The 23885-nt window shown below is 69.6% G+C and carries 22 protein-coding genes; 6 read left to right on the top strand and 16 right to left on the bottom strand.

The window, feature by feature from the left end; all coding sequences use genetic code 11:
* The 3 genes from P409_RS03880 to ykgO all read right to left on the bottom strand — a co-directional run.
* Positions 1-822, bottom strand: an 822-nt coding sequence (locus P409_RS03880) for an FAD-binding protein (protein WP_034831927.1), incomplete at its 3' end; no start/stop codon positions are given.
* Between the two features lie 4 nt (positions 823-826).
* Positions 827-2314 (bottom strand): FAD-linked oxidase C-terminal domain-containing protein, encoded by a 1488-nt coding sequence (locus tag P409_RS03875; RefSeq protein ID WP_034831925.1) that lies wholly within the window; start codon positions 2312-2314, stop codon positions 827-829.
* 141 nt (positions 2315-2455) lie between these two features.
* Positions 2456-2581, bottom strand: a complete 126-nt coding sequence (gene ykgO, locus P409_RS03870; protein WP_026868615.1) for a type B 50S ribosomal protein L36 — start codon at positions 2579-2581, stop codon at positions 2456-2458.
* Positions 2582-2831: 250 nt separating this feature from the next.
* Here ykgO and P409_RS36025 point away from each other — a divergent pair, with 250 nt between their 5' ends.
* Positions 2832-3290 carry a c-type cytochrome gene (locus tag P409_RS36025; RefSeq protein WP_081991222.1) on the top strand — a complete coding sequence of 153 codons (459 nt, stop codon included), beginning with the start codon at positions 2832-2834 and terminating at the stop codon, positions 3288-3290.
* 139 nt (positions 3291-3429) lie between these two features.
* Here P409_RS36025 and P409_RS03860 read toward each other — a convergent pair whose 3' ends face one another.
* The 5 genes from P409_RS03860 to P409_RS03840 all read right to left on the bottom strand — a co-directional run bounded on the left by P409_RS03860 (position 3430) and on the right by P409_RS03840 (position 10507).
* Positions 3430-4602, bottom strand: a complete 1173-nt coding sequence (locus P409_RS03860) for a serine hydrolase domain-containing protein (RefSeq protein WP_034831918.1) — start codon at positions 4600-4602, stop codon at positions 3430-3432.
* 107 nt (positions 4603-4709) lie between these two features.
* Positions 4710-6791 carry a calcium-binding protein gene (locus tag P409_RS03855; protein WP_034831914.1) on the bottom strand — a complete coding sequence of 694 codons (2082 nt, stop codon included), beginning with the start codon at positions 6789-6791 and terminating at the stop codon, positions 4710-4712.
* Positions 6792-7028: 237 nt separating this feature from the next.
* Entirely contained in the window at positions 7029-7925 is an 897-nt protein-coding gene (locus P409_RS03850) for a cytochrome c (RefSeq protein ID WP_034831911.1), read from the bottom strand.
* Between the two features lie 74 nt (positions 7926-7999).
* Positions 8000-9145 (bottom strand): alpha-D-ribose 1-methylphosphonate 5-triphosphate diphosphatase, encoded by a 1146-nt coding sequence (locus P409_RS03845; RefSeq protein ID WP_034831908.1) that lies wholly within the window; start codon positions 9143-9145, stop codon positions 8000-8002.
* 108 nt (positions 9146-9253) lie between these two features.
* The gene (locus P409_RS03840) at positions 9254-10507 is read right to left on the bottom strand and encodes a winged helix-turn-helix domain-containing protein (RefSeq protein ID WP_052120003.1); all 1254 of its coding nucleotides are present in this window, start codon (positions 10505-10507) and stop codon (positions 9254-9256) included.
* Between the two features lie 104 nt (positions 10508-10611).
* On the opposite strand from P409_RS03840, the gene P409_RS03835 reads away from it, so the two are divergent.
* On the top strand, positions 10612-11073 hold the full coding sequence (locus P409_RS03835; protein WP_034831906.1) for a GNAT family N-acetyltransferase: 462 nt from the start codon (positions 10612-10614) through the stop codon (positions 11071-11073).
* Between the two features lie 43 nt (positions 11074-11116).
* Here the strand turns inward: P409_RS03835 and aqpZ are convergent, their stop codons facing one another.
* Entirely contained in the window at positions 11117-11839 is a 723-nt protein-coding gene (aqpZ, locus tag P409_RS03830; protein ID WP_052120001.1) for an aquaporin Z, read from the bottom strand.
* A 623-nt stretch (positions 11840-12462) separates the two neighbouring features.
* Between aqpZ and P409_RS03825 the strand changes: the two genes are divergently transcribed.
* Positions 12463-13254, top strand: coding sequence for a hypothetical protein (locus tag P409_RS03825; RefSeq protein WP_034831903.1), 792 nt, complete (start codon positions 12463-12465; stop codon positions 13252-13254).
* A gap of 136 nt (positions 13255-13390) precedes the next feature.
* Here P409_RS03825 and P409_RS38680 read toward each other — a convergent pair whose 3' ends face one another.
* Both P409_RS38680 and aceA read right to left on the bottom strand, forming a co-directional pair.
* Positions 13391-13585: a DUF4170 domain-containing protein gene (locus P409_RS38680; RefSeq protein WP_034831900.1), complete on the bottom strand. Its 195-nt coding sequence runs from the start codon at positions 13583-13585 to the stop codon at positions 13391-13393.
* Positions 13586-13610: 25 nt separating this feature from the next.
* Entirely contained in the window at positions 13611-14888 is a 1278-nt protein-coding gene (gene aceA / locus P409_RS03815; protein ID WP_034831897.1) for an isocitrate lyase, read from the bottom strand.
* A gap of 161 nt (positions 14889-15049) precedes the next feature.
* Between aceA and P409_RS03810 the strand changes: the two genes are divergently transcribed.
* A complete protein-coding gene (locus P409_RS03810; RefSeq protein ID WP_081991215.1) occupies positions 15050-16492 on the top strand; it encodes a helix-turn-helix domain-containing protein in 1443 nt (480 codons plus the stop codon).
* Between the two features lie 7 nt (positions 16493-16499).
* Here the strand turns inward: P409_RS03810 and P409_RS03805 are convergent, their stop codons facing one another.
* Positions 16500-17300 (bottom strand): GNAT family N-acetyltransferase, encoded by an 801-nt coding sequence (locus P409_RS03805; protein WP_034831932.1) that lies wholly within the window; start codon positions 17298-17300, stop codon positions 16500-16502.
* 191 nt (positions 17301-17491) lie between these two features.
* Between P409_RS03805 and P409_RS03800 the strand changes: the two genes are divergently transcribed.
* Complete coding sequence (locus P409_RS03800; RefSeq protein WP_034831888.1) at positions 17492-17674, top strand: YegP family protein; 183 nt, start codon at positions 17492-17494, stop codon at positions 17672-17674.
* A 165-nt stretch (positions 17675-17839) separates the two neighbouring features.
* Here P409_RS03800 and P409_RS03795 read toward each other — a convergent pair whose 3' ends face one another.
* Positions 17840-18751, bottom strand: coding sequence for an MBL fold metallo-hydrolase (locus P409_RS03795; protein WP_052120000.1), 912 nt, complete (start codon positions 18749-18751; stop codon positions 17840-17842).
* Between the two features lie 203 nt (positions 18752-18954).
* Here P409_RS03795 and P409_RS03790 point away from each other — a divergent pair, with 203 nt between their 5' ends.
* Positions 18955-20907, top strand: a complete 1953-nt coding sequence (locus tag P409_RS03790) for a bifunctional 2',3'-cyclic-nucleotide 2'-phosphodiesterase/3'-nucleotidase (protein ID WP_034831886.1) — start codon at positions 18955-18957, stop codon at positions 20905-20907.
* Between the two features lie 113 nt (positions 20908-21020).
* Here P409_RS03790 and P409_RS03785 read toward each other — a convergent pair whose 3' ends face one another.
* The 3 genes from P409_RS03785 to P409_RS03775 form a co-directional block, all read right to left on the bottom strand.
* A complete protein-coding gene (locus tag P409_RS03785; RefSeq protein ID WP_034831884.1) occupies positions 21021-21281 on the bottom strand; it encodes a ribbon-helix-helix domain-containing protein in 261 nt (86 codons plus the stop codon).
* Positions 21282-21331: 50 nt separating this feature from the next.
* The gene (locus P409_RS03780) at positions 21332-22861 is read right to left on the bottom strand and encodes a DHA2 family efflux MFS transporter permease subunit (RefSeq protein WP_034831883.1); all 1530 of its coding nucleotides are present in this window, start codon (positions 22859-22861) and stop codon (positions 21332-21334) included.
* Positions 22861-23885 (bottom strand): HlyD family secretion protein (locus P409_RS03775; RefSeq protein ID WP_034831881.1); only part of this gene is annotated, 1025 nt, incomplete at its 5' end. The genes P409_RS03775 and P409_RS03780, both read right to left, overlap by 1 nt.

Raw genomic sequence — 23885 nt, 5'->3', positions numbered from 1 at the left:
GATCCGGCGCCACAGATCGGCCGATTCGGCCGGGTCCAGCACCGTCAGCGGCCCGGCATCGTCCAGCAGCTGCGACAGTGCCGCCACGCGGCTGTCGACCGAGGGGCCGAAGCCCTCGATCCGCACCAGGCTGCGCGCGGTGTCGCCGAGGATTCCGGCCGGCAGATGGGCGGCGCCCGAGACCTCGTAGGGGCTGGTCAGCGCCCGGGTCAGCACCGCGACACCGGCGGCGTCATCAAGCCCGGCGACGACGAGGGTGCGCACCGTCTCCGGCGCCGGCAGCACCTTGACCGTGATCCGGGTCATGGCGGCCAGCGTGCCGAAGGCCCCGGTCAGCAGCTTCGGCAGGTCGTAGCCGGTGACGTTCTTGACCACCCGGCCGCCGGATTTGAAGGCCTGGCCGCGGCCGGACACCGCCTCGATCCCCAGCACATGGTCCCGCGCGGCCCCGGCCTTGAGCCGCCGCGGCCCCGAGAGGTTGCAGCCGACGGCGCCGCCCAGCGTGCCGGCCCCGGCCGGGCCGCCATAGAGCGGGCCGAGATCCGGCGGCTCGAAGGCCAGGGCCTGGCCGCTTGCGGCCAGCGCCGCCTCGATCTCCGCCATCGGCGTGCCGGGGCGGGCGGTCAGCACCAACTCCTCCGGCTCATACACCTCGATCCCGGCGAGGCCCGAGAGGTCGAGCGCATGCGCCGCCTGCACCGGCCGGCCGAAGCCGCGCTTGCTGCCGCGGCCGACCAGCTCCAGCGGGACCCCGCCGGCCAGAGCCCAGCGGACGGTCTCGAGCACCTGGTCGTCGGTCTCGGGCTTCAGGGTCTCGGTCATCGGCTCAGAAGCGCGGCAGGTCGGGGAAGCGCGTGGCGCCGTGGTGGATGTGCACCCGGCCGAGCTCGGCGCAGCGGTGCAGGGTCGGGAACACCTTGCCGGGATTCAGCAGCCCGTCCGGGTCGAAGGCGCATTTCAGCCGCTGCTGCTGCGCCAGGTCCTCCGGCCCGAACTGCACCTCCATCAGGTCGCGCTTCTCGACCCCGACGCCGTGCTCGCCGGTCAGCACCCCGCCGACCTCGACGCACAGCTTCAGGATGTCCGACCCGAACTCCTCGGCCTTCTCCAACTCGCCCGGGACGTTGGCGTCGTACAGGATCAGCGGGTGCAGGTTGCCGTCGCCGGCGTGGAAGACATTGGCGACGCGCAGCCCGTGGCGGCGCGACATCTCCTGCATCCGGGCCAGCACCTCGGGCAGGCGCTTCCGCGGGATGGTGCCGTCCATGCAGTAGTAGTCGGGGCTGATCCGGCCGACCGCCGGGAAGGCGGCCTTGCGCCCGGCCCAGAAGCGCAGCCGCTCCTCCTCGCTGCGGCTGACGACGCAGATCGTGGCGCCGCAGTTGCGGCCGATCGCCTCGACCCGCTCGATCAGGTGGTCGACCTCGGCCTCCGGCCCGTCCAGCTCGCAGATCAGCAGCGCCTCGACATCCAGCGGGTAGCCGGCCTTGACGAAAGCCTCAGCCGCGTGGATGGCGGGCTTGTCCATCATCTCCAGCCCGCCAGGAATGATGCCGGCGCCGATGATGCGGGCGACGCAGTCGCCGCCGGCCTCCGACGAGGGGAAGCCCATCAGCACCGCGCGCTGGGTGGCCGGGCGGCGCAGCAGCCGCACCGTCACCTCGGTGACCACGGCCAACAGGCCTTCCGAGCCGGTGAGGACGCCGAGCAGGTCGTAGCCCGGCGAATCGAGATGCTTGCCGCCGAGCCGCAGCACGGTGCCGTCGATCAGCACCACCTCCAGCCCCAGCACGTTGTTGGTGGTCAGCCCGTATTTCAGGCAGTGCACGCCGCCGGAATTCTCGGCGATGTTGCCGCCGATGGTGCAGGCGATCTGGCTGGACGGGTCGGGCGCGTAATAGAAGCCGGCATGGGCGACGGCGTTGGTGATGCCGAGATTGGTGACCCCCGGCTGCACCCGGGCGCAGCGGTTGTCGAAGTCGATCTCGAGCACGCGGTTGAACTTGCCGAGGCCGAGCAGCACGCCGTCCTCCAGCGGCAGAGCGCCGCCGGAGAGCGAGGTGCCGGCGCCGCGCGGCACCACCTTCACCCCCATCTCGTGGCATGTGCGCAGCACCGCCGAGACCTGCTCGGTGGTCGAGGGCAGCACCACGATCATCGGCAGGGTACGATAGGCGGTCAGCCCGTCCGACTCATAGGCCCGGCGCTCGCTCTCCGCCGTGATCACGCCCTCGCCCGGCACGATGGCGCGCAGCGCCGCGGCGATCTCCTCGCGTCGCGCCAGGATTGCGGCATCGGGGGCTGGCATCTTCATCGGCGGAACCTCCGCCGCGACGATAGGAAGGCCGGGCTGATCCGGCAAGCATGCGGCCCCCAAAGACAACGAAAAAGCCCCGCAACGGAAAAGGCCGCGTCCGGGGACGCGGCCTTCGATCGTCGCAAGGAGCGGCTGGTATCAGCCCTGGCGCGCCTTGAAGCGCGGGTTCTCCTTGTTGATGACGTAGACACGGCCCTTGCGGCGGACGACGCGGCAGGCGCGGTGACGGCTCTTCAGGGTCTTCAGCGAGTTCGCGACTTTCATAATCCATATCCCATGCGGCAGCGCCGGCGCCGCCGGGAGCAGGAGCTCGCGGGCCGGAATTCGAGGCGCGGACCATAGTGGCCACCCCGCATCCTGTCAACCGGGCGCGTAACGATTTCCGGCGTAACCCTGCGACACGTGGCAGCGAACCGGGGGCCGGAGCGCGAACGGGCTGGAGATCGCCACAATTCCTCCAGCATACTCGCGCCCGTCAATCGCCGGACCGGCACCCACCCGAGGGGGAGGCACCATGCGTTCGTTGAAGTTCGCCGTCATCACCGCCGCCATCGTCAGCTGCGGCGCCGCCATCGCCTGGGCGGCCACGCCCGAGGAGGTGGTGGCCCAGCGCGAGGACGCGATGAAGACCTACGGCGCCAGCGTCAAGACCCTGACCGGCTTCGTGCGCGACAACCAGGGCTCGATCGACGACGTCAAGACGGCGACCGCGAAGATGGCGGGGGTGAGCGCCCAACTGCTGTCCCTGTTCCCGGAAGGCACCGCGGTCGGCGTCGGCAAGAGCGCGGCCAAACCGGAGATCTGGGCCAACTGGGCCGATTTCCAGACCAAGGTGAAGGCCAACCACGACGCCATCGTGGCGCTGGACGCCGCCGCCCAGTCCGGCGACGTGGCCAAGGTCAAGGCCGCCTTCCCGGCCGTCGGCCAGTCCTGCGGCGCCTGCCACGAGACCTATCGCGTCAAGAAGAGCTGACGCTTCTCTCGTCGGCGGATCGACGACAAAAGCGTCATTGCGAGGAGGCGAAGCCGACGAAGCAATCCAGGGGCCGATGCGCACCGGCCCCTGGATTGCTTCGCTGCGCTCGCGATAACGATCCGTTTGCCGGCTTGTCCTACCCCAAAGCCCCCGCGATCGCCCGGAAGCCGGCCAGCAGCCGGTGGTCCAGCGCGTCGTCGACCGCTGCCGGCTGCGACGACATCTTGGCGATGACCAGCTCCGCCGCGCGGTCGACATAGACCCACTGGCCGTGGATGCCGATGCCGCAGACCACATCGCGGCCCGGCCCCGGCACGTACCACTGGCTGCGATAGCGCCCCTGCGGCGCCAGGTCCGCCAGGTCGCCCCGCGCCCAGGCCTGCGGGTCGCCATTGTCGAGGATGTCGTCGATCCAGCCCTGCGGCACCACCTGGATGCCGCCGACGCGGCCGTCCCGCCGCACCAGCTCGCCGATCCGGGCCAGGTCGCGCAGGGTCATGCCGATGCCGCCGGCGGTGCGCGCAGCACCCCGCCCGTCGAGCGTGATGTACGCATCCGCCTCCGCCCACATCGGCCGCCACAGCAGCTCGGTCATCAGCGGGGCGAAGCGCATGCCCGAGGCGCGCTCGCAGATCCAGCCCAGCATGTCGGAATTGGGCGAGACGTAGTGGAAGGTCTCGCCATGCCGGCTGCCGTCGGCCGGCAGGCGGGCGATGAAGCCGTGCAGGTCGTTGTCCCGCGCCACCGAGCTGGGCGGGTTCCAGCCCATGGCGACGCGATAGCGGGCGACGTCGCCGGCCGGGTCGACATAATCCTCGACGAAGCGGATGCCGACCGTCATGTCCAGCACATGGCGAACGGTGGCGCCGTCATAGGCCGAACCCGCCGCCTCCGGCACATAGGCTGTCACCGGCGCCTCCGGGTCCAGCTGGCCGCGGCCGGCCAGGATGCCGGCGATCAGGCCGGTGATCGACTTGCTGATCGAGAAGACGATATGCTGGCTCTTCGGCCCCTGCCCATGAGCGTAGTGCTCGGCCACCATCGCGCCGCGATGCAGCACCAGGAAGCCGTCGGTGTCGCTGTCCGCCAGCAGCCCGGCGACCGAGACGCCCTGCCCCGGCACTGCGACCCGGTCCAGATCCAGCGCCGGCCCGGACTTGAAGCAGGCGGCGAATTCGCCGCGCGGGATCTCGGCGGCCGGCACCAGCCGCCGGACATTCTGGAAGCCCCAGCGGCTGTAGGGCGCCTGGCGCCAGTTGGCGAGCGTCGCCTCCGGCGCCGCCTCGTTGCTCTGCAGCTCGATCACCATGGCCGTCCCTGCTTCTTCCGCCCTTTGGGGGCCGCCGCCTTGGGGCGACGGTCCTACACTAGACGAAGTCGGCGGCGGACCGCAGGGGGGTGATGACACCCCTTTTTTCAGAGGATGAAGTCCGCCGCGGTCAGGGCGTGGTCGGAGATCACGTTGATGGCGAAGTCCGGCGCCTTGTCGCCGTTGCTGTCGGCATAGATCACCTGGATCGCCCCGGCGGTGACGATGCGGATCTCGCCCGTATGGCCGGTGAAGCCGCCGGTGCCGATGCTGAAGTCGATGCCGATCGCCGACAGGTCGATCCTGTCGCCGGTCGAGAAGTCGGCGATGGTATCCTTGCCGATGCCCGACACGGCGCTGTCGGACAGCGCGAGGTAGGCGAAGATGTCGTTGCCGGCGCCGCCCTTCAGCGCGTCGCCGCCGCCCCCGCCGGTGAGCAGGTCGTCGCCGGCCAGGCCCCAGAGGGTGTTGGCATTGGCGTCGCCGGTCAGCGCGTCGGAATAGGCCGAACCCAGCACCTGCTCGATCCCGGTCAGCGAGTCGCCCGTGGCGTCGCCGCCCGAGAAGGACCCGGTCCCCAGGTCGACCGCTATCGCCGCGGCCGAGGCGGCATAGCTGACCGTGTCGATGCCGGCGCCGCCGATGATGGTGTCGGATCCGGCGCCGCCATCGATCGTGTCATTGCCGTCGCCGCCGTCGATCGTGTCGTTGCCGGCCCCGCCGAAAAGGGTGTCATGGCCGGCCTCGCCATAGACGACGTCGTCACCGGTGCCGGCATCGACCGAATCATTGCCCGCCCCGCCATGGATGGTGTCGACACCGTCGCCGCCGACCAGGCGATCGGCGCCGTCCCCGCCGTCGAGGCTGTCATTGCCGCCCTCGCCATAGAGGGCATCGTCGCCGCCGCGCCCGGCCAGGGTGTCATCTCCGCCCCGGCCGGCCAGCAGGTTGCCGCTGTCGTCGCCGCCCAGCGTGTCGGCCCGACTGGTGGCATAGATGGTCTCTATCCCGGTCAGGATGTCGCCCGTGGCGTCGCCGCCCGAGGCGGTGTGCGCCAGCAGGTCGATCGTCACCGCCCCGGTCGAGGCGTAGAGGACGGTGTCGATCCCGGCCCCGCCGGTCAGGCGGTCGGCCCCCGTTCCGCCGATCAGCACATCGTCCCCGGCGCCGCCGTCGAGCTGGTCCGCGCCGGCGCCGCCATCGAGCACATCGTTGCCCAGGCCCCCGAGCAGCACATCGTCGCCGCCCAGGCCGCGGACGGTATCGTCGGCGTCGCCGGCGGTGACCACGTTGCGGTCGTCGCTGCCGACGATCAGCAGGTTCGACTGCACGCCGATCAGCATCAGATGCGCCGGCAGGCCGACCGGCCCGCCCGGGAAGCCGAGATCGATCTCCTCGATCCCCACCAGCATATTGCCCTGCAGCACCAGCAGCGTGTCGCCGCCCGGCAGCGGCGTGAAGGCGATGACGTCGTAGTCGTCGCCGCCGTCGATGACCTCGCCGGCCGCCACCTCCGACGCGTCCATGATGCCGATCAGGTCGTTGCCGTCGCCGCCCTCCAGCAGGTCGGCGGCCCCGCCGCCATAGAGGATGTCGTCGCCGGCGCCGCCCTGCAGATGGTCCGCCCCGTCGCCGCAGCCGCAGCCGCCCGATCCCGGTTCCGCGTCCCCGGCGAGCATGTCGTTGCCGTCGCCGCCGATCAGCGTGTCCGCGCCCTCATACCCGACCAGCAGGTCGTCCCCCGCCAGTCCCGACAGGACGTTGTCGTCCGTGCCGCCGTCGACGGTGTCGTCGCCGGCGCTGCCGGTGACGTTCTCGATTCCGGCCAGGGTGTCGCCCTCGGCATCCCCGCCGCTGCCGGTGCCGGCGAAGAGGTCCACGGTCACCGGCTTGACGCTGGTGCTGTAATCGGCGGTGTCGACGCCGTCGCCGCCGGTCAGCGCATCCGGCCCCTGGCCGCCGCGCAGCAGGTCGTCCCCGGCGCCGCCGTCGAGCTGGTCGGCGCCGTCGCCGCCATCGACGACGTCGTTGCCCGCACCGGCCAGGACGAAGTCGTCCCCGCCCGCCCCGCTCAGCGTGTCGTCGCCCGACAGGTCGAGCTGCACGCCGTTGGCGCCGGGCGGCACCACCAAGGTGTCGCCGAGGCCATAGATGGTGTCGGGGTCGACGGTGCCGGTGTAGCTGGTCACGATGATAAGCCTCCGATGAATCCGGGCGGCGCGCCGGCCAGGCGGACGGGAACGGCATCGGCATCGGCATCGGCCGTGCTCGTTGCCGGGCGGCATGTCGCGGGTTGAAAGGTCGGGGCGCCGTCGCGGTGAAATGGACGGCCGCCGCTCAATGCAATGTAAATGTTCCTAAAATTACGAATGTCGCGGCACTATAGGCGATTCCGCGAGCTTCGGCCATCGCCCCTGACGGGGCCGCTACGGCCCGGACAGCGGCGCCAGGCTCTTCAGATAGGTCACGATCGCGTCGCGGTCGGCGGGCAACAGCTTGCCGGTGTTGTCCCGGATCACCTCGGCCATGGCGCCGCCGGCGAAGTCGCCGTCGGGCGTCGTGCCCGTCTCCAGGTAATAGGTGATGTCCCGGTCGCTCCAGCCGCCGATGCCGTGGTCCGGATCGGGGGTGATATTCGGGATCTTGCCGCCGCCATCCGGCGCCTGCGGGTTGCCGGCGAAGGCGCTGTACCAATTCAGCCCGCCCAGCATGTCGCGCGGCGTGTGGCATTCGCCGCAATGGCCCAGCACGCGGACAAGATAGGCGCCGCGATACCAGGCGGGGGACTGGCCGGCCGCGACCAGGAACGGACCCTCGCTGAAGTTCAGCAGGCGCCAGCCGGGCAGCAGCGAGCGCCAGGAGTAGGGCCAGGACAGGTCGTGCGGCGTGTTCGGCTGCCGCACCGCCGGGACGCTGCGCAGATAGGCCCAGAGGTCGGCCAGGTCGCGGTCGGTGATGCCGGTATAGGAGGTGTAGGGGAAAGCCGGGTAGAAATCGTCGCCCGCCGGCGAGACGCCCTCGCGCAGCGCCCGGCGGAAATCCTCCTCGCTCCAGCTGCCGATCCCGGTCTCGGGATCCGGGGTGATGTTCGGGGTGTAGAAGGTGCCGAAGGCGGTCTTCAGCGCCCGCCCGCCGGCCAGCGGCTTGGCGTCGGGCCCTGGCTGGGTGTGGCAGGTGGCGCAGCCGCCGGCGGCGAAGATGTAGGCGCCGCGCGCCACCGGGTCGGCCGAGGCCGGATCGGGCGCCACCGGATCGGCCGCCCGGGCGGCGCCGGCGAGGCCGAGGGCCAGCATCAGGGCCGTGAGAACCGGGAACGGGCGCATGCTGGCCTCCGGGCTGCGAGCGGGCGACTCAGCCCTTATAACCCGATCCGCCGGCCCGGCCCGTTATTCCCGGGTCATGCGACTCTTTCGCCTTCGCGCCAGACGGCGCGGATCACCGGCACGCCGTCGACCAGCCGGACGCGCAGCAGGTCGGCCCGCAGCCCGGGCTCGATCCGGCCGCGATCCTCGAGGCCGGCGGCGCGGGCCGGGTTGATCGTCACCGTCGCCAGCGCCTGGGGCAGGCCGATGCCGTGCTCACCCTCCGCCAGGGTGAAGACGCCGTGCAGCAGGCTGACCGGGACGTAGTCGGAGGACAGGATGTCGACCAGCCCCTCGCGCGCCAGCTCGCCGGCCGAGACGTTGCCGGAATGGGAGCCGCCGCGCACCAGGTTGGGCGCGCCCATCAGGATCTGCAGCCCATGTTCGCGCGCGGCGCGGGCGGCGGTCAGGGTGGTCGGGAACTCCGACACCACCATGCCCAGCGCCGCCGCCTCCTCGACATGGGCGACCGTCTCGTCGTCATGGCTGGCGATCGGCAGGCCGCGGCCCCGCCCGATCGCGGCCAGGGCGTCGCGGTTGGTCACGCCATGGGTGCGCGACGCGGCGATCCGCTCCGCCGTCTGGGCGTCGATCTGCTCGTCGGTCATGCCGAGCATGCCCTTGTAGATCTCGCGATACTTGGCCAGGTCGGCGAACTGGCGATGGCCGGGGGCGTGATCCATCACCGACATGAACTGCACCAGCGGGTCGTCGCGAAACGGCTCGAACAGCTGGAGCACGTTCGCCTCGGTGACCTCGCAGCGCAGATGCAGGAAATGCTCGGCCCGCAGCATCTGGCCGGCCTGGGCCTGGCGGATGCCGTCGACCATCGGCCGCAGCGTCTCCAGCCGGTCCTCGCCGTTGCGGCCGCCGACCAGGGCCAGCGCGTCGAACACGGTGGTGATGCCGGCCGCGGCGACCTGGGCGTCATGCGCCATCACCGCCGTCACCGCCGGCCAGCGCACGCCGGGCCGGGGCGTATAGTGGCGCTCAAGATGGTCGGTGTGCAGTTCGACCAGGCCGGGCAGCAGGTAGTCGCCCTCGAAATCGACGGCGCCGGGCGGGCAGGATTCGTCCCGGTCGAGATCGGCAATCCGCCCGCCGGCGACGGCGAGGCTGCCGGTCAGCACGGCCTCCGCGGTCACGATCCGCGCATGGGCGACGATCAGATCCCCCGGCATAACCAATCCTTCTCTTCCGCTTCCGCACGATCGGCCCGGCGGCTCGCTCGCGCGGCCTTATATGGGCGCTCGGCCCGTCATCGCAACGCCGGCCCGAGCGCGGCGCCGTTATGCCCCGAGCTTTGCGACCATTTGATGACTCGGGGATGACAGCGTCGATTTGCCCTCCGGCCACGTCACGCGCTCGACCCCGGCGAAGCGGCGGATGCGGTCCAGCTGCTTCTCCAGCCGGGCCTGCCGCGCCTTGCTGGACCGCACCTTCGGCTCCCACCACAGCCCGGCGACGGCGAGGTCACCGCTGTCGCGCCGGGCGCGCATGTCGATGCGGCCGACGAAGCGGTCGCCCTCCAGGATCGGGAACACGTAATAGCCCCAGCGCCGCTTCGCCTCGGGCACGAAGGCCTCGAAGCGGTAGTCGAAGCCGAACAGCCGCTCCAGCCGCTGGCGGTTGCGGATCACCGGGTCGAAGGGCGACAGCACCCGCAGCACGTCCGGGGCCGGCGCGGCCGCGGCCAGGCGGTCCTCGATATCGGCGAAGGCGAAGGCCGAGGTGGTCTTGCCGTCCGCGCCCTGGACATGGACGACGCGCAGATCGCCGTGCCGGGCCAGCCGGTCGCACCACTGCTCGGCCTCGCGGATGGTGATCAGGTCCCAGAATCCCGCGATCTCGCCGGGCCGGCCGATGCCCAGCCGCTCCAGCGCCGAGCGGCAGGCCCAGTCGACCACCACCTCCGGCTCCGGCGCCGGGCCGCGATGCTGCTCCGGGATCACCCGCTCGGTCAGGTCATAGACCTTCTGGAAGCCCTCGCGGCGCGCCACCGCCAGCACGCCGGTGCGCCACAGAAATTCCAGCGCCATCTTCGACGGCGTCCAGTCCCACCAGCCGCCGGAGGGGCGCTGCCGCTCCTCCTCGAAGCTGCGGGTCAGGAGCGGTCCTTCCGCCGCCACCCGGTCGCGCACCTGGGCCAGCACCTTTGGGAAGTCCGGCCCGGCCTCGGTCCACCAGCGGCTGGTGGCGGCGCGCGCCTGGACGTCGGCGAAGCGCCGCGACCAGTAGGGAAAGAACCGGGTCGGGATCAGCGAGGCGTCGTGGGTCCAGCCCTCGAACAGGCCGCGGGTCTTCTCCACCAGCCGCGGCAGCTGGGTCTGGGCATAGCCGTGGCGGCGGGCGAACAGGATCATGTGATGCGCCCGCTCGACCGTGTTGATGCTGTCGACCTGGACGAAGCCGATACGGTCCACCAGCGCCTGGCACCCCTCCGCCGTCAGCCGGCCGAGCGGCGGGTCCGACAGGGCGTGCAGATCGAGGAACAGGCGCCGGGCGTCGGCGTTCGGGATCGTGAGCGGGGCGGAGTCGGCCATGAACAATACCAGAACATAGACATTCGTGGCGGGCAAGAGGAAAGCCCTTCGCGAACCGCTGCGCCCGGCTATAGTCGGGATGAAAACGACCGAGGTTCTTGCCCGTGACCGCCACCCTGATCGCCCCGGAGCCGCCGCGCCAGGACGCGGTGCTCGACCTGATCCGCCAGTCGGACGCGCTGATGGCGAGCTTGTACCCGGCCGAGAGCAATCACATGCTCGACATCGCCTCGCTGGAGCGGCCGGAGGTCCGGTTCTTCGTGGCCCGGCGCGAGGGCCGTGTGGTCGGCTGCGGCGCCCTGGTGGTCGGGGCCGGCGGCGAGGCCGAGCTGAAGCGGATGTTCGTCGACCCGGCGACGCGAGGGCTGAAGGTGGGCCGCGACCTGCTGGCCCGGATCGAGGGGGAGGCTCGCGGCCTGGGCGTCCGGGTCGTCCGGCTGGAGACCGGGATCCACCAGCCGGAGGCGATCGGCCTGTACCGCCGCTTCGGCTATGAAGAGTGCGGGCCGTTCGGCGACTACCGACCCGACCCGCTGAGCCTGTTCATGGAGAAGCCGCTGGACTGAAGCCCCGGCGGCCGGACCGCCGGGGCTTCAGTCCGGCCCAGGATCACTCGGCCGGGGCGCCCGGGATCGTCGGCGCCGCGCTGACCGCGGACTCGGGCTCGCTCAGGAAGCGGCCGATCAGGCCGCCGATGACGCCACCGACGATCGGCGCGACCCAGAACAGCCAGAGCTGCCCCAGCGCCAGGCCCTGGGCGATCACCGCCACGCCGGTGCTGCGCGCCGGGTTGACCGAGGTGTTGGTGACCGGGATCGAGATCAGGTGGATCAGCGTCAGCGCCAGGCCGATCGCGATCGGCGCGAAGGGTGCGGTGGCGGGACTGCTGACGACGCCGACGATGACCACCAGGAAGACAGCGGTCAGCACGACCTCGGAGACCAGGGCGGCCGTCAGGCTGTAGCCGCCGGGCGATCCGGCGTCGTAGCCGTTCAGGGCGAAGCCCTTGGTGATGTCGAAGCCGGGCATCCCGGAGGCGATGACGTAGATGACCGCGGCCGCGACGATCGCGCCGACCACCTGCGCGATGATGTAGGGCACCACGTCGGACGCGCTGGTCTTGCCCGCGGTCCACAGCCCCACCGTGACAGCAGGGTTGAAATGGCCGCCGGAGATCCGGCCCAGGGCGAAGGCACCGGTCAGGACGGTGAGGCCGAAGGCTGCGGCGACGCCGCCGAAGCCGACATGCGATCCGGCCAGGACCGCGGTGCCGCAACCGCCGAGGACGAGCCAGAACGTCCCCAGCGCCTCGGCAAGGACTCGTTTGAGCATGTCGTTCCCTCCATTCGATCTCCACCGCCGCTGGTGGCGAGGAGAACCGAAGTGCCAAGATATAGTATTATGTAATAGCGCGCAATAAAATGACTTTTAGACGATGTCGATCTTTTGTCTCAAGTTCGGTTGCAATAGCCGGCGAGCGGGTCCGGGACCGGCAGGGCCGATTTATGGGCGCCTCAAAGAGCTCCGCCACAAGCCGCTATCCACCATCTTCTTCCGGCGACTTGCATGGCAAGATACGGCGGCAATACGGTCCACCATGGCTGCCACCGCGGTCTGTCGATCCTGCCTCGGATCCGGACGACTGCAGGTCTCGCCAGAAAAGTGCTGAAGCCGCTCTGCCGGCCAACTGCGCCTGAACTCGATAGGGCAAGATCAGAATTTCAAGCGAAACGGCAGCTCTACAGTCTCATCATTTGCCGGACACGGCCGCCCGCCGGTATGCCGCCAGGCTCCATAAACGTTATGGAACATTTGCCGCCGCCCGGGGTTGCTGTAGCGGTTCGGGGGAGAGTCCGGAATTCAGTCCTGGCCGGGAGATCGGCAGCGGCCCCAGCCGGCCGCGGCCGCACAGGCGGGAGCCTGCCCGTTGTGGTACCCCATATCTGGAGGTGTCGATGTCGCTCACGGTCACCTACAAGGACAACAAGCTCTCGCTGGTCGGCAAGGACGGGCGGACCTACGAGGTCAATGCCGCCCAGCAGCAGCAATGGATGCAGACGCTGGACGGCCTGGCGAAGCAGCATCAGCTCAAGGACGCCAAGGAACTGCTCAGCCAGGGCACCGTCGAGGTGCCGGAGGCCGGCGATTCGCAGTGGCGCATGGCCACGGAGGCCGGCATTGCGCCCAAGGACATCAACGGCAGCGTCGTCGCGCTGAACGACCACATCGGCAACCCCGACCTGATCCAGGCCTATCATGAGGGGGATCTGAAGCCCGATTTCATCATGCTGCCGGTCGCGCCGGAGAAGCCGGCTTCGGACACGCCGCAGCCGGCGACCAAGCCCGACACCTCGTCGCCCGAGAAGTTCGCGGCCAGCCTGCAGGCGGCGCCGGATCAGGAGACGCGCAACCGCTGGATCAACGACTACGTCAACGGCGCCAAAGATCCGCTCGACGCCGTGTCGAAGCTTCTGCCGCAGAATTTCGACACGAAGGACAATGGCCCCTGCCGACAGCAGATCATCAACGCCTATGTCAGCAGGGTCGCCGGCGGCAACAAGGGTCAGCAGACGAGCGCCCTCAAGATCCTGGCCGAGAAGACCTGGATGGACAGCAGCAACAAGACGAACATCGATACAGACATCGATTACGACATCTGGGCGGTGGGGAAGAAACTCGGCATACCGCGCGATCAGCTCCCCATCAACGAGGCCGTGCCGATGGACGTCCGGATCCATATCAAGTGAGGCCAGGACTATAGAGAAGCGGCCCGGCCGAACGGATCGGCCGGGCCGGAGGCAGGGTCTTCCAAAGGGTCGGTCTCTCGGTGGAAGGGCCGGACGGTGCGCCCGCGCCGCCCGGCCCGGTCGCGATCAGGCTGTTCTAACGAACACCCTCATGCGCGATGGTGTAGCGCTGATGCGCGTTGCTGGTGGTGGCCGCGGCCAGCTGGCGCCAGGCGTGCAGCGCCTCGTCGTAATTCTCGAACGGCCCTTGCAGGCTCTCGGTGCCGCCGATCAGCCGGTCGAAGCGGGTGTCGGCATATTCGCCGCCGATGATCCAGAAGCGGTTCGTCATGGTGTCCTCCTCTCGGGCGCAATGATCAGTGGAACTGGGCGGCTTCGGTCGATTCCCGCAGCGCTGTGGTCGACGCCTTGCCGCCGGAGATGGCGAGGCTGACGGCATCGAAATAGCCGGTGCCGACCTCGCGCTGGTGCTTGGTCGCGGTGTAGCCGTCGGCCTCGGCCGCGAACTCCGCCTGCTGCAGCTCGGAATAGGCGGCCATCTGCCGGTCCTTGTAGCCGCGCGCCAGCTCGAAGGTGGCGTAGTTCAGGCTGTGGAAGCCGGCCAGGGTGATGAACTGGAACTTGTAGCCCATCGAGCCCAGCTCGCGCTGGAACCTGGCGATGGTGGCGTCGTCGAGATTGGCCTTCCAGTTGAAGCTGGGCGAGCAGTTGTAGGACAGCAGCTTGCCCGGGAAGTGCCGATGGATGCCCTCGGCGAAGCGCCTGGCCTGGCCGAGATCGGGCTTCGAGGTTTCCATCCATAGCAGGTCGGAATAGGGCGCGAAGGCGAGGCCGCGGGCGATGCAGTACTCCATCCGGTTCTCGGGCTTGATCGGGTGGAAGCCCTCCTCGGTGCGCTGCGTCCGGTCGATGAAGGGATGGTCGCGCTCGTCGATGTCGCTGGTGATCAGCTTGGCGCTCTCGGCATCGGTGCGGGCCAGCAGCACGGTCGGCACGTCCATCACGTCGGCGGCGAGGCGGGCGGCGTTGAGGGTGCGGATGAAGCTGCGCATCGGCACCAGCACCTTGCCGCCGAGATGGCCGCACTTCTTCTCCGACGCCAGCTGGTCCTCGAAATGCACGCCGGCGGCGCCGGCCTCGATCATCGCCTTCATCAGCTCGAAGGCGTTCAGCGGCCCGCCGAAACCGGCCTCGGCATCGGCGACGATCGGCGCGAACCAGTGGCGCTTGGCGCCGCCCTCGGCATGCTCGATCTGGTCGGCGCGCTGCAGCGTACGGTTGATCCTGCGCACCGCCTCCGGCACCGAATCCGCCGGGTACAGGCTCTGGTCCGGATACATCTGGCCGGCGGTGTTGGCGTCGGCCGCCACCTGCCAGCCGGACAGGTAGATCGCCTCCAGCCCCGCCCGCACCTGCTGCATCGCCTGGGTGCCGTTGGTGGCGCCGAGCGCGTTGACGAAGTCGCGCTTGTGCATCAGCTCCCACAGCCGCTCGGCGCCCAGCCGGGCCAGCGTGTGCTCGATCCGCACCGATCCGCGCAGCCGCTCGACATCGGCCGGGGCATAGTCCCGGACGATGCCGTCGAAGCGGCGGGGCTGGGTTCGGGTCGGGGTCGGAGAGTCGAGGGGAGCCATCCTGTAAATCCTTTTCATTCCAGTCCGGGCCGCGCGTCATGCTGCGCTGCGGTCATGGAATGATGTTGGGTTCGGCTCCAGGCAGCGTCAACGCGGCGTTGAGCGTGAAAGGGAAATGTTGTAAAGATTGTTGATACAAGTTTTGTAAATCGGAGAAGATGATGGCCTCACGCAAGCCGATGCTGGGGCACAAGATCCGGCGGCTGCGGCGCGACCGCGAGGTCACCCAGGCGCAGCTGGCGGAGCGGCTGGGCATCTCCGCCTCCTATCTCAACCTGATCGAGAGCAACCAGCGGCCGGTGACGGTCGAGATCCTGCTGAAGCTGGGCCAGATCTTCGATCTCGACCTCGCCAGCTTCGCCGAAGACGAGGGCGAACGGCTGGTCGGCGGCCTCAGCGAGGTGTTCGGCGACCCGCTGTTCGCCACGCCGCGGCCGGGCACGGCCGGGCTGAAGCGGCAGGACATCATCGACCTGGCCGCCCAGGCGCCGGCCGCGGCCGAGGCGGTGCTGGCCCTGTACCAGGCCTATCGCGAGGGGCGGGAGACGCTGCGCCTGCTGGCCGAGCAGCAATCGGCGCCGGACATCGCCGAGGGCTCATCGCCGCTGGACGAGGTGCGCGACTGGGTGCAGGCGCATGGCCACCATTTCCCGGAGCTGGAGACGGCGGCGGAGGAGATCTGGCAGGCCGGGGCGATCGAGCCCGGCGCCCTGTTCCCGGGGCTGATCCGCTATCTGGACGAGGAGCTGACCCTCAGGGTCAAGGTGATGCCGGTCGAGGTGATGGGGCCGGTGCGCCGCCGCTACGACCGGCACGGCCGCCGCATCCTGCTGTCGGAGATGCTGCCTTTGCCCAGCCGCAGCTTCCACCTGGCGGTGCAGATCGCCCTGATCAAGTACCGGGCGCTGCTGGACGAGATGGTGGCGCCGGTTGGCTTCTCCGGTCCCGAGGCGTCGCGGCTGGGCCGCATCGTCCTGGCCAACTACCTGGCCGGGGCGGTGATGATGCCGTACGACCGGTTCTGGCGGGCGGCGACCGCGCTGCGCTACGACATCGAGGTGCTGCAGAGCCGGTTCGAGGCGTCGTTCGAGCAGGTCTGCGTCCGCCTTACCACGCTGCAGCGCCAGGGCGCCAAGGGGGTGCCCTTCTTCCTGATCCGCAGCGACAAGGCCGGCAACGTCTCCAAGCGCCTGGGCGCCACCAACTCCGCCTTCGCCCGGATGGGCGGCGCCTGCCCCTTATGGATCCTGCCCGACGCCTTCCGGTCGCCCGGCCGGATCCAGACCCAGGTGGCGGAGCTGCCGGACGGCAGCCGCTGGTTCACCATCGCCCGCACCGTGTCGAAGCCGGGCGCCGGCTTCCGCACGCCGGGGCAGAGCTTCGCCCTGGCGCTGGGCTGCGAGATCGCCCATGCGGCACAGCTGGTCTATGCCGACGGCATCGACCTTGCCTCCGACGAGGCGGCGGCGCCGATCGGGCTGCATTGCCGGCTGTGCGAGCGGCCGGATTGCGACCAGCGCGCCTTCCCGCCGCTGAACCACGTGCTGTCGGTGGACGAGAACCTGCGCGGCGCCACGCCCTACCAGTTCACACCGGCGGCGTGACCGTGCCTCAGCGCTTCAGCCCCCAGAACCCGATCGACGCCACCTTGCGGTAGCCGATGCGCTCATAGACCGGGGCACCGGCCAGGGTGGCGTGCAGCACCGTGCGGGTCAGCCCGGTCGCTCGTGCGCCTTCGTACAGCGCCTTGCGCACCGTCGCCTCGCCATAGCCGCGGCGCTGCCCCTCCGGCGCGGTCGCGACCAGGGCCAGGAACAGGCAGTCGCCGGTGGCCACCGTCGCCGCCGCCGAGACCGGCACGCCGTCCGCCAGCCCCAGATAGGTGTACATGCCGGTCTTCCACAGCGCCGAACCGGCCAGCCCGTGACGCCCGGCCTCCAGCGGCATGCCGTAGGCGCGGGAGTTCAGGTCGGCATAGGCGATCAGCTGCTCCTCCGTGGTGACGCGCACGAATTCCAGCTCCGGGTGATGCGGCTCGGCGATCGGCAGGATGTCGCCCGCCATGCCGAAGCCGGAGAGCGACAGGGCCAGCCCGGCGCGCTCCGCGGCCTGCGGCAGCGCCTTGCGACAGGTGGGGTCCAGCAGCTCCTCGAACAGCCAGATCAGCCCGGGCTGGCGGCGGCGGCGCATATAGTCGACAGCCTGGGCGAAGCGGTCCTCCAGCAGCCGGACGCCGCAGTCCCGGTCGGTGAAGGTGATGCAGTTCCAGAACGGAAACTGGCTGTCGGCCCAGCGGATAGCCATCCCCGGCGGGTCCGCCACGTCGCCGGTGCCACGGTCGAGCACCACCGCCCGCCAGGTGTCCGCGAGCTGCTGAACCGATTCGATGGCTTCCGGGGAAACACCGCCCATGACGCGCTCCGAGATGTCCGATGCCGCCACCTTCGGCCGGCGCGGTTTCATCTCGGCTACGGATCGGGGGCAATGCGCTGCAGCCGTAACCGCCACAGGACTTGCCGCTCTCAACAAAGCGGCTTGCGACTATTGGGATATCGCGGTCAAACTGCCGGGCGAATGTCTCAAACCCGGAGGGGAGACGATCCATGGCGCATAAGTTTGTCATCTACAAGGACAAGGCCGGCGAGTTCCGGGTACAGTTCAAGTACAACTCCGAGGTGATCTTCTCGACCGAGGGCTATTCCAGCAAGGCCTCGGCCAAGAACGCGATCGAGTCGATCAAGAAGAACGGCCCGGCCGCGCCGACCGAGGACACCACCGAATCCTGACCGGCGGCCGGGCGGGCGCGGGGGGCCGTTTACGCCCGCGCCCGGCCCGGTCAGCCCGCGGGTGCGGGATGCCCGCGAAGACACGGGCGGTGTCGCACGAGTTGCGGCCGACCGGCTGTTCGACGCATGCGGTCGTCCGGTTCGGCCGCAACCCGACAGGCGTGGTCAGTAACCCCAGATGCTCGGCACCCAACGATAGCCGTTGCCGACCGCCGCCACCCGGCAGACGGACGGGAATGGCAGGTGGGTGCCCAGGATCGGCTCGCCGCTTGCCGCCAGCTCCCGCAGCAGGCGGGTCCGGACGCGGACCGCCTCCTCGGGGTCGTGCTCGAAGCCGTTGTGCCATTCGAGGTGGTCGAACCCGTGCGGCAGCACGGCGTCGCCGACGAAGGTCAGCCGGTCGCCGCCGGAGGCCAGGCGGACCATGCTGTGCCCGGGGGTGTGGCCGCCCGTGCGGGTGGCGACCACACCCGGCGCCACCTCATGATCCGTCTCGAAGGTCTGCAGCCTGCTGCCGTACTGGGCCAGGAACCGCTTGGCGGCCGACCGGATCATGTCCGCCAGCGGCCCCGGCATGGCGGTGCGGGAGAAATCGGGCGACTGCCAGAACTCGGCCTCGGCGGCCGACACGTGGATCCGAAGATCCGGACGCAGCTGGTCCTGCACCCCGTCGACGAGCAGCCCGCCGACGTGATCGAAATGCATATGGGTGAGCACCACGTCGGTCACCGAGGCGAGGTCGATGCCGGCGGCCTCCAGCCGCGACGACCACCGCCCGGTGCGCGGGAAGTTCGGAGCCTCCATCCCCAGCCCGGAGTCGATCAGGATCGTCCGGCCGCCGCTGCGGACCACGACCTCGTTCAGCGCCCAATCCATCACCTCCGGCTGCAGCCTCTCGCGCAGCCAGGCCGACCGAACGGCCGGGTCGGCGTTGGTGGCCATCGCCTCGGCCGATATCGAGATCACCCCATCGCTGACCACCATGACGTCGATCTCGCCGACCCTCAGCGCGTAGCGCGACGGAACCAGCTCGTCAGACCCCGGCCGACCGGAGTGTAGGATGCTGTCCGGGCTCATCTCTGTCTCCTGCTGATCGCCTTGAACACGGCATCGACGACGCTATGGCGGGGCGGGCTTGCGGTCGATTGGGTCGGGGGAGAGGACGAGCCATACCGGCAGATAGGTCCGGTCCTCCGGGGTGCGAGGCATCGCCGCGCGCGGGCCTAGGAACCGTCACCGGCTTCGCTCTAGACTGCGCCGACCCATCGCAGGAGCGCCGCATGCCCGATCTCACCCGCCGCACCACCCTGAAGGCGGGCGTCGCCGCCGCCGCGATCGGGCTGGCCCCCGCCCCGCTGCGGGCCGCGGCGCCGAGGCTGAAGCTGCGGATCCTGGAGACGACGGACCTGCATGTCGCCGTCTTCCCCTATGACTACTATCGCGACAAGGGCGACGACACGATGGGCCTGGCCCGCACCGCGACGGTGCTGGCCGCCGCCCGGGCCGAGGCCGGCAATGTCCTGCTGTTCGACAATGGCGACGTGATCCAGGGCAACCCGATGGGCGACTACGTCGCCTATCAGCAGGGGCTGGAGGGCGGCGCGGTGCACCCGATCGTCAAGGCCATGAACCTGCTGGCCTATGACTGCGGCACCATGGGCAATCACGAGTTCAACTACGGGCTCGACTATCTCGGCAAGGCCATGATGCAGGGGGCGAACTTCCCGCTGGTCTGCGCCAACCTGCTGAAAACCGACGGCGGCCCCTACCTGCCGCCCTACAAGGTGCTGGAGCGCACGCTGAAGGACGACAGCGGCGCCGCGGTGCCGATGAAGATCGGCGTCATCGGCTTCGTGCCGCCGCAGATCATGCAGTGGGACCAGGGCCATCTCGAGGGCCATGTCACCACCATCGACATCGTCGACGCCGCGAAGAAATACGTGCCGGAGCTCAGGAAGGCCGGCGCCGAGCTGGTGGTGGCGCTGTGCCATTCCGGCATCGCCGGTGGGTCGCGGGAGGGCGGCGAGGAGAACGCGGCCCTGTTCCTGGCCGAGGTGCCGGGCATCGACGTGATCCTGACCGGCCACCAGCACCGCGTCTTCCCCGGCCCGGACTTCGCCGGCATCGACGGCGTCGATGCCGAGCGCGGGATGCTGCACGGCATCCCGGCGGTGATGGCCGGCTTCTGGGGCAGCCATCTCGGCATCATCGACCTGGAACTGGAGCGCGAGGGGTCGGCCTGGAAGGTCGCGGCCTTCAAGACCGAGGCGCGCCCGATCTACGAGCGCAAGGACCGCAAGGTGGTGCCCTTGGTCGAGTCGAAGGCCGAGGCGCTGGCGGCGGCGCAGCCGGAGCATGACGCCACCCTGGCCTATGTGCGCCAGCCGGTGGGCGAGATCACCGCCCCGATCACCAGCTACTTCGCCCTGGTGGCGGACGACCCGTCGGTGCAGATCGTCAGCCAGGCACAGCTCTGGTACGTCGCGCCGCTCTTGGCCGGCACGCCGGCGGCGGGGCTGCCGCTCTTGTCCGCCGCGGCGCCGTTCAAGGCCGGCGGCCGCGGCGGGCCGGACTATTACACCAGCGTCCCGGCCGGGCCGATCGCGATCAAGAACGTCGCCGACCTGTATCTGTACCCGAACACGGTGCGGGCGGTGCGCGTCTCCGGCGCCATCGTGCGGGAATGGCTGGAGCGGTCGGCCGGCATCTTCAACCGGATCGATCCGGCGAAGGCGGAGGAGCAGGCGCTGATCGACCCGTCCTTCCCGTCCTACAATTTCGACGTGATCGACGGCGTGACCTACCGGATCGACCTCTCCCAGCCCTCGCGCTATGACGGCGACGGCAAGCTGGTGGCGCCGGATTCGCACCGCATCGTCGACCTGTCGTTCGAGGGCAAGCCGATCGACGAGAAACAGGAGTTCGTGGTCGTCACCAACAACTACCGGGCCGGGGGCGGCGGCAGCTTCCCGGGGCTGGACGGCAAGAACATCGTGGTCGAGGCGCCGGACACCAACCGCGACGTGCTGGTGCGCTTCATCCACGAGCAGGGCAAGATCAACCCGACCGCCGACGGCAATTGGAGCTTCGTGCCGCTGCCGAAGACCGCGATCGTCACCTTCGCCAGCGCCCCGGCCGCGGCCCAGGCGGCGACGCCGCCCGGCCTGGGCATCGAACCGATGGGCGACGCCGGCGACGGCTTCGCCAAGTACCGGCTGGTGTTCGAGGGGTAGGATGACGCGGCCCAACAATCCCTGATTGTCATTGCCGGGCTTGACCCGGCAATCCAGTGGGCTTCGACATCTTCTGGATGCCCGGGTCAAGCCCGGGCATGACATGTTTGAGGCTAAGGTGTGCGCCGCAGAGCCCACATCTTCCGGATTGCCGCCCCGCTCTCGTCGAGGTCGACGAACGGGCCTGCCCGACGCTGATCGATCAGCAATTGGAGAGTCCGGAGTTCCTCATCATGGCTTTCGTGCTCGCGCCGCAGCATGTCGAGCCCATCCCGAAAAACCGCGCTGAGGCTGGGGTACTGCCCACGGTCGACAAGGCCACGCGCATAAGCTGCTTGGTCGTCGGTCAGCGAGATCGGGATCTCGACGGACATGGTCGCCTCCCGCCTCACTCTATCAGACTCCCCGGATTCGAGGCGCCCCCTCAATCCGCATGCACCGACACCGCCGGCGCGCCGCCGCCGCCCTTCGGCTTGCGCAGCAGGATCAGCAGCGGGATCGCCGCGATCGCCAGCACCATCAGCAGCTTGAAATCGTCGATATAGGCGATCAGCGAGGCCTGCTGGTTCACCATCTGGTCGACCATGGCGCGGCCGGTCAGCGTGACCGGCGACATCATGTCCGGCAGCTGCTGCACCGCCGGGCTGAAGGCAGTGACGTGCTCGCCCAGCAGCTGGTGGTTGACCTGAGTGTTGCGGGTCAGGAGCGCGGTGACGATCGAGATGCCGATCGAGCTGCCGAGGTTGCGCGACACGCTGTAGATGCCCGCGCCCTCGTCCAGATACAGCCGCGGCAGGGTCGAGAAGGCCATGGTCGACAGCGGCACGAAGACGAGGCCGAGGCCGGCGCCCTGCACCAGGCCGTCGAGCATGAACTCGGTCTGCGAGATGTCGAGGTTGTAGCCGCTCATCCGCCACAGCGAGCCGATGATCATGGCCAGCCCGGTCAGCAGCAGGATACGGGTGTCGACCTTGCCGATCAGGCGGCCCACCACCATCATCGCCGCCATCGTGCCGATGCCGCGCGGGCCCATCACCAGGCCGGCGGTCACCACCGGATAGCCCAGCATGTTCTGCAGGAACGGCGTCGCCAGGGCCATGATCGAGTAGTAGAGCGACCCGACGATCGCCATCACCACCATCGCCACCACGAAGTTGCGGTCGGTGAACAGCGCCGGCCGCACGAAGGGCGCGTCGGCCGTCAGCAGGTGGATGACGAACAGGTAGAAGCCCAGCACCGCCAGAACCAGCTCGATGATGATCTCGAGCGAGTTGAACCAGTCCTGGTCCTGGCCGCGGTCGAGCATCATCTGCAGCGCGCCGATGCCGAGGCTGAGAAAGGCGAAGCCGAGCCAGTCGAAGCGCTTGGCCGCCTGCTTGCCGCTGTCCGACATGAAGATCCACATCCCGGCCAGCGCCAGGGCGCCGATCGGCACGTTGATGTAGAACACCCAGCGCCAGGAGTAATGGTCGGTCAGCCAGCCGCCGAGCACGGGGCCGAGGATCGGGCCGACCATGACGCCGACGCCCCAGATCGCCATGGCCTGGCCGCGCCGCTCCGGCGGGTTGATGTCGATCACCGTGGCCTGGGACAGCGGCACCAAGGGCGCGCCGAACACGCCCTGCAGCAGCCGGAACCCGACGATCTCGGTGACGTTCTGGGCCAGGCCGCACAGCACCGAGGCGACGACGAAGCCGATCACCGAGATGATGAACAGGTTCTTGCGGCCGATCCGGCTGACCAGGGCGCCGGTGACCGGCGTCATGATCGCCGCGGCGACGATGTAGGAGGTCAGGACCCAGTTGATCTGGTCCTGGTTGGCGCCCAGGTTGCCCTGCATGTAGGGCAAAGCGATGTTGGCGATGGTGGTGTCGAGCGCCTGCATGATGGTCGCCAGCATCACGCAGACCGTGATCATCCCTCGGTAGGGGACGGTTTCGCCTGGGGCTGCCATCACTGTGCTCCGAGAGCGGTGCCTCCGAGGAAGGGCAGACCGCGGGCATGGCCGGTGTCGATCGCGACCTCGGTGCTCATGCCGGCGCGCAGCTGCGGCTTGCCGGCGGTGTCGACCAGGATGCGGACCGGGATGCGCTGGGTGACCTTGACCCAGTTGCCGCTGGAGTTCTGCGGCGGCAGCAGCGAGAACTCGGCACCGCTGGCCGGGCTGAGGCTGTCGACCTTGCCCTGCCAGGTGACGCCCGGATAGGTGTCGACCGTGACCTCGACCGGCTGGCCGGTCCTGACGTTGGTCAGGTCGGTCTCGTTCAGGTTGGCGTCGATCCAGACCTTGTCGGAGCGGACGATCGCCAGCACCGGCGACCCGGCGGTGACATAGGCGCCGGGCAGCACCGCATCGGCCTTGGCGGCGATGCCGGGGAACGGCGCCTTGACCTGGGTATGGTCGAGGTCGAGCTGCGCCTGGTCACGCCGGGCCTGGGCCTGGCGGTAGGGCGGGTAGTCGGCCAGCGCCAGATCGGCATCGCCGCCCAGCTTGGCCAGGGTCATGCCGATCTGCGACTGGGTGACATCGACATTGCTCTTGGCCACGTCCAGCGCCTGGCGGGCATCGTCGAGCGACGACTGCGAGGCGTTGCCGTTCTTCGCCAGGGCGGAGATGCGGTCGAAGTCCTTCTGGCGGTAGTCCTGGGTGGTGCGGGCCTGGTCCAGCGTCGCCTTCTGCTCCACCAGATTGGCCTTGATGCCCTGGAAGTCGAAGGCGGCCTGGCGCATGTCGGCCTCCGCCTGCTCCAGCGCGTAGCGCGGCGCCCGGTCGTCGATGTGGAACAGCACCTGGCCGGCCTTGACCGGCTGGTTGGTGGCGACATCGATGGCGACCAGCCGGCCCGAGATCTCGGGCGCGATCGACACCGTGTCGGCATGGACATAGGCGTTGTCGGTGCCGGCATAGCGCCCGCCCATGGCATAGAGCGCCGCCCCGACCACCGCCACGACCAGCGGCACGCCGGCCAGCAGCGCCA

This window comes from Inquilinus limosus MP06 (assembly GCF_000767795.1).
Lineage (GTDB): Bacteria > Pseudomonadota > Alphaproteobacteria > DSM-16000 > Inquilinaceae > Inquilinus > Inquilinus limosus_E.
Note: the sequence above shows the minus strand (reverse complement) of the source record. Positions and strands in the feature narration are given on the sequence as shown.

Excerpts from the sequence above, each read along its gene's own strand:
- P409_RS03800 (WP_034831888.1), top strand. The coding sequence starts at position 17,492 with ATGGCGCATAAGTTTGTCATCTACAAGGACAAGGCCGGCGAGTTCCGG.
- aceA (WP_034831897.1), bottom strand. The coding sequence starts at position 14,888 with ATGGCTCCCCTCGACTCTCCGACCCCGACCCGAACCCAGCCCCGCCGC.
- P409_RS03845 (WP_034831908.1), bottom strand. The coding sequence starts at position 9,145 with ATGCCGGGGGATCTGATCGTCGCCCATGCGCGGATCGTGACCGCGGAG.
- P409_RS03850 (WP_034831911.1), bottom strand. The coding sequence starts at position 7,925 with ATGCGCCCGTTCCCGGTTCTCACGGCCCTGATGCTGGCCCTCGGCCTC.
- ykgO (WP_026868615.1), bottom strand. The coding sequence starts at position 2,581 with ATGAAAGTCGCGAACTCGCTGAAGACCCTGAAGAGCCGTCACCGCGCC.
- P409_RS03785 (WP_034831884.1), bottom strand. The coding sequence starts at position 21,281 with ATGTCCGTCGAGATCCCGATCTCGCTGACCGACGACCAAGCAGCTTAT.
- P409_RS38680 (WP_034831900.1), bottom strand. The coding sequence starts at position 13,585 with ATGACGAACCGCTTCTGGATCATCGGCGGCGAATATGCCGACACCCGC.
- P409_RS03840 (WP_052120003.1), bottom strand. The coding sequence starts at position 10,507 with ATGGCCGACTCCGCCCCGCTCACGATCCCGAACGCCGACGCCCGGCGC.
- aqpZ (WP_052120001.1), bottom strand. The coding sequence starts at position 11,839 with ATGCTCAAACGAGTCCTTGCCGAGGCGCTGGGGACGTTCTGGCTCGTC.
- P409_RS03810 (WP_081991215.1), top strand. The coding sequence starts at position 15,050 with ATGGCCTCACGCAAGCCGATGCTGGGGCACAAGATCCGGCGGCTGCGG.
- P409_RS03795 (WP_052120000.1), bottom strand. The coding sequence starts at position 18,751 with ATGAGCCCGGACAGCATCCTACACTCCGGTCGGCCGGGGTCTGACGAG.
- P409_RS03780 (WP_034831883.1), bottom strand. The coding sequence starts at position 22,861 with ATGGCAGCCCCAGGCGAAACCGTCCCCTACCGAGGGATGATCACGGTC.
- P409_RS03825 (WP_034831903.1), top strand. The coding sequence starts at position 12,463 with ATGTCGCTCACGGTCACCTACAAGGACAACAAGCTCTCGCTGGTCGGC.
- P409_RS03790 (WP_034831886.1), top strand. The coding sequence starts at position 18,955 with ATGCCCGATCTCACCCGCCGCACCACCCTGAAGGCGGGCGTCGCCGCC.
- P409_RS03875 (WP_034831925.1), bottom strand. The coding sequence starts at position 2,314 with ATGAAGATGCCAGCCCCCGATGCCGCAATCCTGGCGCGACGCGAGGAG.
- P409_RS36025 (WP_081991222.1), top strand. The coding sequence starts at position 2,832 with ATGCGTTCGTTGAAGTTCGCCGTCATCACCGCCGCCATCGTCAGCTGC.
- P409_RS03860 (WP_034831918.1), bottom strand. The coding sequence starts at position 4,602 with ATGGTGATCGAGCTGCAGAGCAACGAGGCGGCGCCGGAGGCGACGCTC.
- P409_RS03805 (WP_034831932.1), bottom strand. The coding sequence starts at position 17,300 with ATGGGCGGTGTTTCCCCGGAAGCCATCGAATCGGTTCAGCAGCTCGCG.